The sequence below is a fragment of the Lentzea albida genome (assembly GCF_900111005.1).
Lineage (GTDB): Bacteria > Actinomycetota > Actinomycetes > Mycobacteriales > Pseudonocardiaceae > Lentzea > Lentzea albida.
In genome coordinates this window covers 313,002-327,305 of sequence record NZ_FOFV01000007.1, presented here as the reverse complement: position 1 = coordinate 327,305, position 14,304 = coordinate 313,002, and the positions used below count along the sequence as shown (strand labels likewise).

The window sequence follows — 14,304 nt, the reverse complement described above, 5'->3', positions numbered from 1 at the left end:
CCGACGCGCCGCAGGTCCGGACCACAGCCCGCCGCCCTCCCGACGCTCCGCGACCGGTTTGCCCCGCCGCGTCCCCCGAGTCCGGACAGGACGATCTAGGCTGGCGCGGTGATCACCGGGTGGCGGCACCCCGCCCGCCTCGTCGTACTCGCCTTCCTGGCGGCCACCGCGGCCGCCACCGCGCTGCTGATGCTGCCGGTCGCCGCCGAGTCCGGGCAGGCCACCGCCTTCATGGCCGCGCTGTTCACCGCTGCCTCCGGCATCAGCGGCACGGGGCTCGCGGTGGTGGACACCGGGTCGCACTGGTCGGCGTTCGGCGAGGTCGTGCTGCTGGTGCTGTGGCAGGTCGGCGGGTTCGGCATCATGACGCTCGCGTCGGTGCTGGCGCTGCTGATCTCGCACCGGCTGGGGCTGCACATGCAGCTGACGGTGAAGACCGAGACGAACACGCTGAACCTCGGGCAGGTCCGCGCGGTCGTGGCGGGGGTCGTGACGGTCAGCCTGGTCGTCGAGGCGATCGGTGCGGTGGTGCTGGCGCTGCGGTTCTGGCTCGGGTACGGGGAGCCGTTCGGGCGGGCGCTGTACTCCGGGGTGTTCCACTCCGTCTCGGCCTTCAACAGCGTCGGGCTGGCGCTCTACCCCGACAGCCTCATGCGGTACGCGACGGACCCGTGGGTCTGCCTGCCGATCGTCGTGGTGGCGGTGACCGGCGGGCTGGGGTTCCCGGTGCTGTTCGAGTTCCTGCGGCGGCGCCGGAAGCGGTGGTCGCTGCACACCAAGATCACCGTGCCGGTGTACCTGGGGCTGATGGCGTTCGGCACGCTGGTGGTGCTCGTCGTCGAGTGGGGGCGGGCCGGCACGCTCGGGCCGTACGGGGTGGGGGACAAGCTCCTCATCGGACTGTTCCACGGCGTCATGTACGGCAGCGCGGGGTTCAACACCGTCGACGTCGCCCAGTTGCAGCCCGCCACGATGCTCGCCGGGGACGTGCTGATGTTCATCGGCGGCGGCAGCGCCGGGACGACGGGCGGGATCAAGGTCACGACGTTCGCGTTGCTCGCGTTCGTGCTCTACGCCGAGGTCCGGGCCGAGCCGAGCGTGCACGTGATGGGGCGCCGGATCAGCGCCGAGGTGCAGCGGCAGGCGGTCACGGTCGCGTTGCTGGGCGTCGGCGTCGTGATGGCCGCGACGCTCGTCCTGCTGGCCACGAGCTCGTTCCGCCTGGACGACGTGCTGTTCGAGACGACGGCGGCGTTCGGCGGCGTCGGACTGTCCAGCGGGCTCACCGCCCAGCTGTCCGTCACCGGGCAACTGGTCATCATCGTGCTGATGTTCATCGGCAGGGTCGGGCCGATCACCCTGGTGTCGGCCCTGGCGCTGCGGGAACGCCGCAGGCGCTACGAACTACCCGAGGAGCGACCCATTGTCGGATAGGCAGGAATCCCGCGTCGTCGTGCTCGGGCTGGGCCGCTTCGGCAGCTCGCTCGCGCTCGAACTGGTCTCCCAGGGCGTCGAGGTGATGGCGATCGACTCCGACCCGAAGCTGGTCCAGCGCTACGCCGACGACCTCACCCACGCCGTCGTCGCCGACACCACCGACGCCGAGGTGATGCGCCAGCTCGGGGTCGACGAGTTCGAACGGGCGGTCGTCGGCATCGGCACCAACCTCGAGGCCAGCATCCTGACCACGGCCGTGCTGGCCGACTTCGGCATCCCGAACATCTGGGCCAAGGCGATCAGCCGCGAGCACGGACGCATCCTCGAACGCATCGGCGCGCACCACGTCGTCCTGCCCGAGCACGAGATGGGCGAACGCGTGGCGCACGTCGTCACCGGCAAGATCCTCGACTACATCGAGTTCGAGGACGACTACGCGATGATCAAGACCCGGCCGCCCCGGGAGGCGATCGGCAAGCCGCTCGGCCAGAGCAAGCTGCGCGGCAAGTACGGCGTCACCGTCGTGGGCGTCAAACGGCCCGGCGAGGGCTTCGACTACGCCACCGCGGAGACCGTGGTCGAACGCGGCGACGTGCTGATCGTCGCCGGCAAGGTCACCGACGTGGAACGGCTGGCGGACCTGACGTGACGGCCGCGCCGACCTCCTCGGTGAACACCTGGCGGAGCACGCCGATCCACCACAGGAACGTCAGAGCGATGACCGTCGGGTTCTTCACGAACAGCAGCACGGCCAGGTAGGTCTGCCTGGCCGACGGCGGCAGCAACGCCGACACCACGTGCTCGGCGAGCACCTCGAACACGGCGAACGCCGCGCTCAGGAAGACGACCTGCCACACCAGGCTGCGCCAGTGCCGCCGCGCGAAGTCGCGACCCGAGCGCAGCCGCCTCCCGGCCACGGCGATCCGCCACACCAGCACCACGAGCAGGACGCGCGCCGCCATCACCACGACCTCGGACGCCGTCGCGACGGCCGGGGGGATCTCACCCGTCCAGTTCACGACGACCAGCCGCTGGACCGAGGCGATCAACGACAGCCCGACCACCAGCGGCAGGTGCCGGGTGTAGCAGCGCCAGGTCCACTTCGGCACTTCCCATGCCAGCTTCAACTCGCTTACGGTTCCCCCTGATAACTTCAGTCGACTGAACAATTTAGTTCAGTGTACTGAAATGTCGTGCGAGGTAAAGTGACGACGTGGAAGATCGAGATGCCGGACGCGAGCTCAGCACCGCCGTGGTCGCGTTCCACGAGGCCGTCGGCGCGACCCTCGGCGTGACGGCCGTGGACCAGCGCGCGCTCGCCGTGATCATGGGCGCCGGATCGGTCTCCGCGGGGGAGCTGGCCAAGGAGATCGGCCTGACCCCCGGTGCGGTCACGGGCGTGGTCGACCGCCTCGCACGGGCGGGGCTCGCCCGGCGCGAACCGGACCCGCAGGACCGCCGCCGGCTGGTGATCACCGCGGTGCCCGGCGCGTTCGGCGACGCCTTCTCCGGCCTCGCCAAGGCCATGGCCGAGCTGACGGACCGCTACACGCCCGCCGAGCAGGCGGTGATCGGAGACTGGGTGGCGCGCACGATCGCCGTGCTGCGCGAGCAGACGCGGATCCTGAACGAGCGGCGGTAGCGGACATCGGACCGGCCGCCCGGACTCCACGCGAACTGCGGACGTCGCCCGCCTGGGCTACGGTCGGAATCGGGTTGAGCCGCAGCCCTCCGTCACAGCCGCACCCCGCGGACGGAGGGTGCGCTGTGCTCCCCGACGGAAGAGGTTCGATGAAGATCGCGATGGTGTTGGCGGAAGACTTACCCGGCTGGGGAGGGTCGCACGCCGCGAGCCTCGCCCAGGCGCTGAGAGGACTCGGGCACGACGTGCACCTGCACGGCCCGGAAGAGGCGGGGACGACGCCGCGAGGCGCCGGTGCGGACCTGCGGCTGGGTGCCTTCGTCGACGCCCTGCGGGCGCGGTGGGACCGCACGAGACCTGATCTCGTGCACGCGCACTTCCTGCGGTCCGGCCTCGCCGCCGTGCTGGCGGCGCAACGGTCGGGAGTGCCTGTCGTGCAGTCGTTCCACGGCGTCGCCGCCACCGAGCACAACGGTGTCGAGCGGCTGGTGGGCAAGGAGGCCGCGCTCGTCGTCGCGAACGCCGAGCACGAGGTGCTCGACCTGGCGGCCGCCGGGGTGCCCCGCTCGCGGATCGAGGTGGTGGCACGCGGCGTCGACACGGACCTGTTCCAGCCGATCGGCCCGGTGAGCACCCGGTCGAAGCTCCGCCGGATCGTCACCTCGGTGGAGTCGTCGGCGGACAACGGTGTCGCCGACCTGATCGCCGCCCTGCCGCGCCTGCGGGGCGCGGAACTCGTGGTCGCGGGAACGGCGCCCGGCCGCATGGACAGACTGGCGCGGTGGGCGGACAGGCTCGGCGTGCGGGAACGGACGCATCTGCTGGGGCCGGTGCTGCGGCGGGACATGCCCGCGTTCCTGCGTTCGGCGGACGTGGTGGCGTGCGTGCCGCACCGCACGTCGTGGAACCCGATGGTGCTCGAGGCGATGGCGTGCGGCAAACCGGTCGTCGGGACCGCTGTCGGAGGGCTCACCGACGCCGTGATCGACGACGTCACCGGGCTCCTGGTCCCGCCGGGCGACCCGAAGCGGCTCACCAGGGCGCTGTGGGAGGTGCTGGAGGACGAGACGCTCAGGACGTCGTGCGCGATCGCCGCGGCCGACCGCGTCCAGGCCCGGCACACCTGGCAGGACGTCGCCGTGTGCGTGAACCGGCTGTACGGCCGGTTCCCGAGCGCGGCCGAGGCCGCGCGATCGGGAACCGGCTCACGCTGAACGGCCAGGCCGTCACCGCGGCGCGGTGAGCAGCTCCAGCATCGGCGTCAGCTCGAAGTACCGGGCCACGTCGAGCGCGGACCTCGGCCCGAGCGCCGGATCCGCGCCCGCGTCCAGCAGCATCCCGGCGATCCGCTCGGAGCGGCGGAAGACCGCCGCCCCGAGCGCCGTCTGGCCCCGGTCGTTGACGCGCCCCGTGTCGGCGCCCCGCTCCAGCAACGCCGCCACGGTGTCCTCGTGGCAGTGGTACGCCGCGAGGATCAGCAGGGTGTCGCCGGAGGAGTTGGTGAGGTTCACCGGGATCCCCGCGTCGACCGCCTCGGCGAGCCGGTCGGTGTCACCGGCGCGCGCGAGGTCGAACATCGACTGGAGGAACGCGAGCTCCTGCTCGGTCAGCGTCACGGCCGGACCCCTCACGCGATCGTCGCGGGGAAGCGGTCCCACACCCGGTGCGACTTGAGCAGCTCGGTGGCCTCGGCGAGCACCTTCGACGCGTCGTCGCCCAGCACCACGCCCGCACCCGTGCACCCGGCGGCCTCCACGGCGGCGCGGCCGGCTCCCCAGGCGCCGATGCCCTTGGCGTGCCGGAAGCACTCCTGGATCATCAGGACCACCCGCGGGTCGACGGCGGCACCGGGCGCACCGGCCTTCGCGTCCCTCGCGGGCACCGCGTCCGGACCGGGAGGTGGGCTGCCCGCGAGCAGCAGCGCGTCGAACTCGACCGAGCGCGCGGTGAGGAACGTGCGCTGGGCGACCAGACCGCTGTCCCCGATCGGCCCGCCGGTCGGCGCGATCAGCAACGGCACCATGCCGCCCGCCAGGATCGTCTCGCGGACGGTCCGGACGCCGTCGAGGTCCGCCGGGTCGACGACGATGCCGATGATGCGCCCGTCGGTCGGCCACGTCTGCCCGATCTGGGACAGGGCGGGGCTCGGCGTGACCTTCCTCGGCCGGGCCGCGGTGCTCGGCACCGGCAGGCCGAGACCCTTCGCCACCTCCGCGCACAGCGTCGGGTCGACGTTGGCCAGCACGGCGAGCTGGCGTTCCTTGATGGCCTGCTCGTAGCACTTGCCGAGCTCGAAGGTGAACGCGCGCACGACGTGTTCCTTCTCGACCGGCGTGAGGCTCAGCCAGAACAGCCGCGGCTGCGTGAAGTGGTCCGCGAACGACGCGGGCGACTGCCGGACCTTCACCGCCCTCGGCAACGGCTGCGCCACCTCGACGAACGGCCGGTCCTCCGCCTTCGCGACGAACGGGTTGCCGCCGTCGAGCGTGTTCGGCCGGTAGGGCGCCACGCCCCCGTGCACCGCGTGCTGGTGGAACCCGTCGCGGAACATGTCGTTGACCGGCACGTGCGGGCGGTTGATCGGGATCTGGTTGAAGTTCGGGCCGGCGAGCCTCGTGAGCTGCGTGTCGAGGTAGGAGAACAGCCGCGCCTGGAACAGCGGGTCGTCGGTGACGTCGATGCCCGGCACCAGGTTCCCGAGGTGGAACGCGACCTGCTCGGTCTCCGCGAAGAAGTTCGTCGTGTTGCGGTTGAGCGTGAGCATGCCGACCGGCTGCACCGGCGCGAGCTCCTCGGGCACGATCTTCGTCGGGTCGAGCAGGTCGATGCCCTCGAAGGTCTGCTTCGGCGTGTCCGGGAAGAGCTGCAGGCCGAGCTCCCACTGCGGGTACGCGCCGGACTCGATCGCGTCGGCGAGGTCGCGGCGGTGGAAGTCCGGGTCGATGCCGTTGATCATCTGCGCCTCCTCCCACACCAGGGAGTGCACGCCCAGCTTCGGCTTCCAGTGGAACTTGGCGAGTGCCGTCTCGCCCTCGGCGTTGACGAGGCGGAACGTGTGGACGCCGAAGCCCTCCATCGTGCGGTAGGAACGCGGGATGCCGCGGTCGGACATGTTCCACATGACGTGGTGCGTCGCCTCGGTGTGCGTGGAGACGAAGTCCCAGAACGTGTCGTGCGCGCTCTGCGCCTGCGGGATCTCGCGGTCCGGATGCGGCTTGCCGGCGTGGATGACGTCGGGGAACTTGATCCCGTCCTGGATGAAGAAGACCGGGATGTTGTTGCCCACCAGGTCGAAGTTGCCCTCCTGGGTGTAGAACTTCGTCGCGAACCCGCGGGTGTCGCGCACGGTGTCGGCCGACCCGCGCGACCCCAGCACGGTCGAGAACCGCACGAACACGGGCGTCTCCACGCCGTCGCCCAGGAAGGCGGACTTGCAGACGTTCGTCGCCGTGCCGTACCCGACGAAGACACCGTGCGCGCCATAGCCACGCGCGTGCACCACGCGCTCCGGAATGCGCTCGTGGTCGAAGTGCATGACCTTCTCGCGCAGGTGGTGGTCCTGCAACAGCGTCGGGCCGCGTTCGCCGGCCTTCAGCGAGTGGTCGGTGTCGTACAGCCGCGCGCCGGCGGACGTGGTGAGGAACTCGCCCTGCTGGGCGTTCGCGATCTTCGGGGCACCGGTGGGCGCGCCCGTAGGCGACACCGTCTCCGGCGCGTCCTGGTCGGGCTTGGGCGGCAGCGGCCCGCGAGGTTCCGTCGGCTCCTCGAGCGACGGAGGCTCGCTGTTCGGCGCGCCCGGGATCGGCGGGTTCACCAGTTCGGTGACCTTGTCCACCGCCTTCTCGAGCGCCGCCTTCACGAGCTTGCCCGGCTTGTGGGTTGCCACTGCGTCCTCCTCGGGGGTCAACGTCTGAGAAGGCAGTACCCGCGACTTCACCGGATATGCGTCGGTCGCCCGGGGTACTCCGGCACCGACCCGAACGGCTGAGGAGGCCCCATGTTCACGCTGACCCGCCTGCTGGGCGCGGCCACCGCCGCGTACAGCGGCACGATCATCGCCGCCCCGAAGGTGCTCGCGAAGCCGTGCGGCCTCACCACTCCGACGGGTGACGTGTCGCGGCCCGTGCGCACCCTGATCGGGGCCATCGGAGCTCGTGACGCGGCGATCGGGACGGCGATGGTGTTCGCGCCTCCCGGTCCGGCGCTGCGGACGGCGGTGGCGGCGCGGGTCGCGTCGGACACCGCGGACGCGCTGGTGTTCGGGCTGACGCTGTCCGATCCGGTGGCCCGCAGGAAGGTGGTGGCGTTCGCGTTGTTCTGGGCGGGGTTGTGCGCGGTGTCGCTGCGGTGGAAGTAGGAGCGGTGGGAACCGGGAACGGTGGGTCGTTGGGCGTAGGCGCGGTGGGGGTAGGTGCGGTGGGACCGGGAGCGGTGGAGCGGGTGGGAGCGGTGGAGTAGGGCGGTGGGCGTAGGCGCGTTCGGAGTAGGTGCGGTGGGACCGGGAGCGGTGGGGTAGTGGGCGGTAGGGGGCGGTGAGGTGAGGGCCGGTGCGGTGGTCCGAGTCCGGCGAGGCACCTCGCCACCCGTCCCGCCCCGCGTTCGGCGAGGCACCTCGCCACCCCTCCCGCCACCCTCTCGCCCCGCGTCCGACCGCCGCCCGCCCACCACGTTCCGAACCACGTCGTGAGCGGTGTGTCACAGCAGCTCGGCGCGGCGACCTGCTGCGTCATCCCGGCGGATCTTCGCCTGTAGGCTTCGACGCCAGCAGGTGCACACGTCAAGCAGTCGGCGCATCATCCTGCTGCACAGCGGCGGTCGGTACCGTCGCTCGTCCAGCCGTTCCGACCGCCCTAGGAGACATGAGTGACCGACGCAGGGCACGCCCAGCGCCTGACCGAGCTGTTGCGGACCAACGCCGACTCACTGGTCGGCAGGTGGGTGGACGCGGTCGCGGCCCTGCTGCGCGGACGTGCGACGAAGGCGGAGCTCGAAAGCGACTTCCGGGAGTTCTACGACGTGCTGCTGCCGCTCGTCGGCAGCGACGGCAAGGACACGGGCTCGCCGGCGTTCGGTGAGATCCGGTCGTTCCTGGACGAGTACTCGCGCGCCAGGGTGCGGGCCGGGTTCACGCCGTCGGAGACCGCGTCGAGCATCTTCTCGCTCAAGCGGGAGGTCTTCGGCCTCACCGAGAACGAGGAGGACCCGCAGATCTTCCGGCAGCTCATGGCGTTCTCCGGGCTGCTGGACGCGCTGGGGCTGCTGACGTTCGAGTTCTACGCGCAGGCCCGCGAGGAGATCATCCGGGAGCAGTCCGAGCAGCTGCTGGAGCTCACGACCCCTGTGGTGAAGATCTGGGAGGGCGTGCTCGCGGTGCCGCTGGTCGGCACGCTGGATTCCGCGCGCACCCAGGTCGTGATGGAGAAGCTGCTCGAGATGCTGGTGGAGACCGGGTCCGAGCACGCGATCATCGACATCACCGGTGTGTTCGCCGTCGACACGCAGGTCGCGCAGCACCTGCTGAAGACCGTCGTCGCGGCCCGGTTGATGGGCGCCGAGTGCATCGTCTCGGGCATCCGGCCGCAGATCGCGCAGACCATCGTGGCGCTGGGCATCGAGTTCGGCGACATCATGACCAAGGCCTCGCTCGCCGACGCGCTGCGGTACGCGCTGCGCCGTGACGGTGTCGACGTCGTGCAGCGCGAGGTGCGCTGATGGAGCGCGTCCCGATTCTGAAGATCGGCGGCGTCCTGCTCGTCTCCATCCAGATCGACCTGCAGGACCAGAGCGTGCTGGCGCTGCAGGAGGACCTGGCCGAGAAGATCAGCTCGACCGGCGCCCACGGCGTGGTGATCGACATCTCCGCGGTGGAGATCGTCGACTCGTTCATCGGGCGGATGTTCGCCACGATCGCGTCCATCTCGCGGCTGTTCGACGCGGACACGGTCGTCGTCGGCATGCGTCCGGCCGTGGCGATCACACTGGTGGAACTGGGTCTCACGCTCGGTGGCGTGCGCACGGCCCTCGACCTCGAACGCGGTATGAAGATCCTGGGGCAGCTCGGTCGCGGACGGACCACCTGATGCCGCCCCGGTCCGAGGGGCCGGAACAGGTTCCCATCAGTGGAGACGACGACGTGGTGCGCGTGCGCCAGCTCGTGCGCGCGTACGCCCAGCAGACCAAGCTGTCGCTCGTGGACCAGACGAAGCTCGTCACCGCCGCCAGTGAGCTCGCCCGCAACACGCTGATCTACGGCGGGGGAGGGTTCGCCCGCGTCGAAGAGGTGAACGACGGTCGCCGCGCCGGCGTGCGGGCGTCGTTCCACGACGAGGGGCCCGGAATCCCGGACCTCACCCTGGCCCTCGCCGACGGCTGGAGCAGCGGCAGCGGCCTCGGGCTCGGCCTGAGCGGCGCCCGCCGCCTGGTGGACCAGTTCGACCTCGACACCGAGGTCGGGCGCGGCACGGTCGTGACGGTGACCAAGTGGAAGAGATGACCACCGCGAACTGCCTTCCGCTGGTGCGCGACGAGGCCTGGCTGCCGGTCGAGGAGACCGCCCAGGTCGGCAGGATCCGGCGCACGGCCACGGCACTCGCCGAGAAGCTCGGCTTCGAGGCGGCCCGCACGGCGGAGATCGGGCTCGCGGTCACCGAGATCGGCACGAACCTGCACAAGCACGCCCGGCACGGCGTGGTCGTGATCCGTTCCGTGCGCGGAGAACAGGACGCGGCCGTGGAGGTCGTGGCGATCGACCGCGGGCCGGGCATCGCCGACATGGCGCTCGCCTGGCAGGACGGGCAGTCCACGACGGGCACCCTCGGCGTCGGGCTCGGTGCCGTGGCGCGGTTGTCGTCGAGTTGCTCGATGACGTCGCGTCCCGGCCAGGGGACCGCGCTGGTGGCCCGGTTCGCACCCCGGGCCGACTGGGCACCCGAGTGGGGTGTGGAGAGCGCGGCGGGGTTGACCAGGCCGATCGGCGGCGAGGACGTGTGCGGTGACGCGTACGCGTTCTGCCGCGGCACGGACCGGATGACGCTGATGATGTGCGACGGCTCCGGGCACGGGCCGCTGGCCGCCTCCGCGTCCGACGCGGCGGTGCGCCTGTTCCGCGAGCAGCCCTTCCTGCCGCCCGAGCAGATGGTCAAGCACCTGCACGCGGCGTTGCGCGGCACTCGCGGCGGCGCGGTCGCCGTGGCTGACATCGACCTCGTCGCGAGGAAGGTCCGCTACTGCGGCCTCGGCAACATCGGTGCCGCGGTCCTCGCCGACGGCCGCAAGCAGGGCATGATCTCGGTGCCGGGTGTGGCGGGCCACCAGGCGCGCACGATCCGCACGTTCGACTACCCGCTGCCGGAGCGGGCGGTCGTGGTGATGCACTCCGACGGCCTGACCGAGCGGTGGGGCGCCGACCACGGCAGCGACCTGGCCGTCGACGAGCCCGTGCTCATCGCCGCCACGCTGCTGAGGGAGGCGGGAGTGCGCAACGACGACGCCTGCGTGCTCGTGGCCAGACCGGCATGACGCCGTCCGAGCTGCTGCGGCTGGCGATCAGCGACGAGCGGGACGTGTTCCTGCTCCGTCAGCGCGGTCGCCAGGTCGCGGCGGCGGTCGGCCTCGACGGCCAGGACCAGGTCAGGGTGGCGACGGCGCTGAGCGACGTCGGCCGGGAGCTGGTGCGCCAGGACGTGAGCACGACCGCGGTGTTCCGGATGCGGCGCGCGCCGGCCCCCGCCCTGCTGGTGGAACTGAACTGGCAGGCCGTCGTGTCGGGTTCGGGCCCGGGCTGGGACACCGCCCGGCGCCTGATGAACGCCCTGGTCATGACCAGCACCGGCGTGACGCTGGTGAAGAACGTGCCGCAGGGGATCGTGCTCGACCAGGACCTGCTCGGCGAGCTGCGCGAGACCTCCACCGGCACGTCCGCCCTCGACGAGCTGCGCGCGCAGAACCAGGAGCTCCTGGAGACGCTCGAGAACCTCGAGGCGAAGAGCAAGGAGCTGGAGCGGCTCAACGACGAGCTGGAGGAGACCAACCGCGGCGTCGTCGCGCTCTACCAGGAGCTGTCCGAGGAGCTCGAGACCACGAACCAAGGTGTGGTCGCGCTGTACGCGGAGCTCGACGCCAAGTCCGCGGAGCTGAGGGACGCGGCCGCCGCGCGCATCCGGTTCTGGTCCAACATCAGCCACGAGCTGCGCGCCCCGATCAACTCCGTCGTGGGCCTGACCCGCCTGCTCGGCGGTCCCGGCAGCGATCCCATGACCGACGACCAGCGCCACCACGTCGACCTGATCAACGAGTCGGCGGCGACGCTGCTCGCGCTGGTCAACGAGCTCCTCGACACCGCGAAGGCCGAGTCGGGCAGCCTCCGGCCGCGGATGGCGCCCGTCGCGCTCGACTACGTGATCACCCAGCTGCGCTCGGCGGTGCGGCCGATGCTGCGCTCCGGCGACGTGGAGCTGGTGGTCGGGGACCTGCCCGAGCTGCGGCCGCTGGTCACCGACGAGACGATGCTCGTGCGGATCCTGCGCAACGTGCTCTCCAACGCGGTGAAGTTCACCAAGCACGGCGAGATCCGCTTCACCGTCGACCTCGGCCCCGGTCCCGACGAGGTCCGGTTCGCGGTCACCGACACCGGCATCGGGATCCCGGCGGAGGAGCAGGACAAGGTGTTCGAGGAGTTCTACCAGGTGCCGAACGCGCTGCAGGTCGGCGCGAGCGGTACCGGCCTCGGCCTGTCCTATGCCCGCAAGCTCGCCGAGATCCTCGGCGGGAGCCTGACGCTGAGCAGCAACCCCGGTGAGGGCACGGAGGTCGTGCTCACCCTGCCGACCGCGGAGGACGAGTTCGTCCAGCCCGCGCCGGTCGCGTGCGCGGTGATCGCGGACGACGACGAGAAGTGCCGCGAGGAGTTGCGCGGCGCGCTGGCGGGCATCGCCACCGAGGTCGTCGAGGCGCAGGACGGCCGCAGCGCCCTGAACATCGTCAAGGAGCGGCGCCCTGACCTGCTCCTGGTGGGCGCGAGCACTCCGCTGATGAGCGGCAGTGCCGTGTTGTCCGCGTTGAGGCTTGATCCGGAGCTCGCCGGGGTACCAGTGGTCATCGTGTGCGGCGACGACCCGGGCGGTCTCGCACGCACCGTGCACAGCCTTGGCGCGGCCATGCTGCACGAGGCGCGGATCTCCCCGGAAACGGTGGGCCGTGCGATCAGGGACGCACAGCTCACGGCGCGCAGAACGGACCTCCGATGAACCCGACAGCCATGGGCGGTGGACCGGCGAGGGTCCTCGTGGTGGACGACCTGGAGGCCAGCAGGTTCATCGCCTGCAGCTGGCTGCGCCGCAGCGGCCACACGGTGGTCGAGGCGACCACGGCGGCCGAGGCGCTCGTCGCGATCGAGTCCGAGTCGTTCGACCTCGTGCTGCTCGACGTGCACCTGCCGGACATGAGCGGCTACGACGTCACCGAGCGCATCAAGGCCGACCCGCGCACGAGCTCGATCCCCGTGGTGATGCTCTCGGCGACCTACATCGAGCCCGAGGACAAGGTCACCGGCCTGACCCGCGGTGCCGACGCGTACCTGACCGAACCCGTCGACCCCGGCGAGCTGCTGGCCAACGTCGAGGCGGCGCTGCGCTACCACCGCGCCCGCGCGCTCGCCGAGCACCTGGCCGCCAGGCTGACCCGCCTCGCCACGGCCACGTTCGCGATCAACGCGGCGACGACGTTCGGCGCGTTGGTCGAGGCGGCCGCGATCGGGGCGGCGGACGTGCTCGACACGCAGGCGACCGCGGTGCTCACCTCCCCGTCCGGCGACGTCCGCGTCGCGACGGTCGGCGCCCGGCAGCCCGAGGCCCTGTCGCGCCCGGACAGCGCCGACGTCGAACAGTGGATGACCGCGCTCAACCCCGGTGTCGGCGTCGTGGTGGTGGAGGCGGCCGACGTGCCGTGGCACCCGGCGACACCCGCCATAGCCGTTCTCGCGCGCACGAAGCCGCGCAGGCCGCCGATCGGCATCGCCGTGGCGCCCTGGGTCGTGCGCACCGACGACGACCGCAACCTGCTGCGCCAGCTCGCCCAGGCGACGGCACTGGCCGCGGAGGGCCTGCACACGTTCGCCGAGGAGCACTCGCTCGCCCTCACGTTGCAGCGCAGCCTGCTGCCGAGGACGTTGCCGAGCCGCCCGGAGCTGCCCATGACGGCCCGGTACGTGCCCGCGTCGAGCAACGCCGAGATCGGCGGAGACTTCTACGACGTGATCGAGCTCGACGGCCACGTGCTCATCGCGATCGGCGACGTCTGCGGCCACTCGATCGAGGCCGCGACGGTGATGGCCGAGGTGCGCCACACCCTGCGCGCCTACGCCGTCGAGGGGCACCGGCCCGCCGAGATCCTGCGCAGGGTCGACACCCTGCTCGAACGCTTCCACCCGACGGGCGGCCTCACCACCATGTGCCTGCTGCAGGTAGACCCGGAGGCGGGCACGATGGCCGTCGCGAACGCGGGCCACGTGCCCCCGCTGGTCGTGGACGACGAGGGTGCCCGGTACGTCCCGGTCCACGGACCGTTGCTGGGCATCGGCCTCGACAGGCCGGAAGCCACCGAGATGCCGTTGCCGCCGGGCACGACCGTGCTGCTGACGACCGACGGCCTCGTCGAACGACGGGGCGTCGACCTGGACGAAGGCATGGAGAAGCTGCGCGCCACCGTGTCGAACACGGAGGACATGGACGTCCTCGCCGACCGGCTGCTCGACGAGCTGGGCCGGGGCAAGCAGGACGACATCGCCCTGCTCCTGCTGCGACGGCTCGCGTGACCGCCCTGGTGGTCGACATGCCGGTGCGACCGGGCATGTCGATGTCGTCGTTGCGGCGCGACGTCACGAAGGCGCTGGGCGAGCTGGGGGAGGACCACCTCTACGACGTGCAGCTGGTCGTGACCGAGCTGGTGAGCAACGTCCTCGACCACACCCCGTCGAGCACCGGCCACCTGAGGATCCTGCACGGCCTGAACCCGTGCGCGGTGATCGTCGAGGTGGACGACGAGTCGGCGACCGAACCGGTCTACGGCCGGTCCCGCCTGGGCGAGAACCGCGGCCGCGGCATCGTGGTGGTGGACAACATCTCGCGGCAGTGGGGCAGCAGGCCGCGCGGTGGGGAGGGCAAGACGGTGTACGCGGTGGTCGACTGCACGGGGTGAGGCGGCTGGCGGCCTAAAGCTCCCTGCCGCGT

The 14,304-nt window shown here is 71.4% G+C and carries 15 protein-coding genes; 12 read left to right on the top strand and 3 right to left on the bottom strand.

Annotated elements, in window-relative coordinates:
* Positions 1 to 108: 108 nt before the first annotated feature.
* Together BMY74_RS20330 and BMY74_RS20325 are read left to right on the top strand one after the other, a co-directional pair.
* On the top strand, positions 109 to 1,434 hold the full coding sequence (locus BMY74_RS20330; RefSeq protein WP_245786256.1) for a TrkH family potassium uptake protein: 1,326 nt from the start codon (positions 109 to 111) through the stop codon (positions 1,432 to 1,434).
* Entirely contained in the window at positions 1,424 to 2,086 is a 663-nt protein-coding gene (locus tag BMY74_RS20325) for a potassium channel family protein (RefSeq protein WP_089918191.1), read from the top strand. Before BMY74_RS20330 ends, BMY74_RS20325 begins: the two co-directional genes overlap by 11 nt.
* Here the strand turns inward: BMY74_RS20325 and BMY74_RS20320 are convergent.
* Positions 2,052 to 2,564 (bottom strand): hypothetical protein, encoded by a 513-nt coding sequence (locus tag BMY74_RS20320; RefSeq protein ID WP_245786255.1) that lies wholly within the window; start codon positions 2,562 to 2,564, stop codon positions 2,052 to 2,054. The genes BMY74_RS20325 and BMY74_RS20320 overlap by 35 nt on opposite strands.
* 86 nt (positions 2,565 to 2,650) lie before the next feature.
* Between BMY74_RS20320 and BMY74_RS20315 the strand changes: the two genes are divergently transcribed.
* Together BMY74_RS20315 and BMY74_RS20310 are read left to right on the top strand one after the other, a co-directional pair.
* Entirely contained in the window at positions 2,651 to 3,079 is a 429-nt protein-coding gene (locus tag BMY74_RS20315; RefSeq protein WP_089918190.1) for a MarR family winged helix-turn-helix transcriptional regulator, read from the top strand.
* 149 nt (positions 3,080 to 3,228) lie between these two features.
* Positions 3,229 to 4,293, top strand: a complete 1,065-nt coding sequence (locus BMY74_RS20310; protein ID WP_089918188.1) for a glycosyltransferase — start codon at positions 3,229 to 3,231, stop codon at positions 4,291 to 4,293.
* A gap of 12 nt (positions 4,294 to 4,305) precedes the next feature.
* On the opposite strand, the gene BMY74_RS20305 is transcribed toward BMY74_RS20310, so the two are convergent.
* The gene (locus BMY74_RS20305; protein WP_245786254.1) at positions 4,306 to 4,695 is read right to left on the bottom strand and encodes an ankyrin repeat domain-containing protein; all 390 of its coding nucleotides are present in this window, start codon (positions 4,693 to 4,695) and stop codon (positions 4,306 to 4,308) included.
* Positions 4,696 to 4,706: 11 nt separating this feature from the next.
* Complete coding sequence (locus tag BMY74_RS20300) at positions 4,707 to 6,965, bottom strand: catalase (RefSeq protein ID WP_089918187.1); 2,259 nt, start codon at positions 6,963 to 6,965, stop codon at positions 4,707 to 4,709.
* A 111-nt stretch (positions 6,966 to 7,076) separates the two neighbouring features.
* Here BMY74_RS20300 and BMY74_RS20295 point away from each other — a divergent pair, with 111 nt between their 5' ends.
* The 8 genes from BMY74_RS20295 (at position 7,077) to BMY74_RS20260 (ending at position 14,272) form a co-directional block, all read left to right on the top strand.
* A complete protein-coding gene (locus tag BMY74_RS20295) occupies positions 7,077 to 7,436 on the top strand; it encodes a hypothetical protein (RefSeq protein WP_089918185.1) in 360 nt (119 codons plus the stop codon).
* 506 nt (positions 7,437 to 7,942) lie between these two features.
* Positions 7,943 to 8,791 carry an STAS domain-containing protein gene (locus BMY74_RS20290; protein ID WP_218159680.1) on the top strand — a complete coding sequence of 283 codons (849 nt, stop codon included), beginning with the start codon at positions 7,943 to 7,945 and terminating at the stop codon, positions 8,789 to 8,791.
* Entirely contained in the window at positions 8,791 to 9,159 is a 369-nt protein-coding gene (locus tag BMY74_RS20285) for an STAS domain-containing protein (RefSeq protein WP_177229835.1), read from the top strand. Before BMY74_RS20290 ends, BMY74_RS20285 begins: the two co-directional genes overlap by 1 nt.
* The gene (locus BMY74_RS20280; protein WP_089918180.1) at positions 9,159 to 9,572 is read left to right on the top strand and encodes an anti-sigma regulatory factor; all 414 of its coding nucleotides are present in this window, start codon (positions 9,159 to 9,161) and stop codon (positions 9,570 to 9,572) included. Before BMY74_RS20285 ends, BMY74_RS20280 begins: the two co-directional genes overlap by 1 nt.
* Complete coding sequence (locus tag BMY74_RS20275; RefSeq protein ID WP_089918179.1) at positions 9,569 to 10,597, top strand: ATP-binding SpoIIE family protein phosphatase; 1,029 nt, start codon at positions 9,569 to 9,571, stop codon at positions 10,595 to 10,597. The genes BMY74_RS20280 and BMY74_RS20275 overlap by 4 nt, the downstream gene beginning before the upstream one ends.
* Positions 10,594 to 12,324, top strand: coding sequence for an ATP-binding response regulator (locus tag BMY74_RS20270; protein WP_089918176.1), 1,731 nt, complete (start codon positions 10,594 to 10,596; stop codon positions 12,322 to 12,324). The genes BMY74_RS20275 and BMY74_RS20270 overlap by 4 nt, the downstream gene beginning before the upstream one ends.
* Complete coding sequence (locus BMY74_RS20265) at positions 12,321 to 13,889, top strand: SpoIIE family protein phosphatase (protein ID WP_089918174.1); 1,569 nt, start codon at positions 12,321 to 12,323, stop codon at positions 13,887 to 13,889. Before BMY74_RS20270 ends, BMY74_RS20265 begins: the two co-directional genes overlap by 4 nt.
* On the top strand, positions 13,886 to 14,272 hold the full coding sequence (locus BMY74_RS20260; protein WP_089918173.1) for an ATP-binding protein: 387 nt from the start codon (positions 13,886 to 13,888) through the stop codon (positions 14,270 to 14,272). The genes BMY74_RS20265 and BMY74_RS20260 overlap by 4 nt, the downstream gene beginning before the upstream one ends.
* Positions 14,273 to 14,304: the final 32 nt, after the last annotated feature.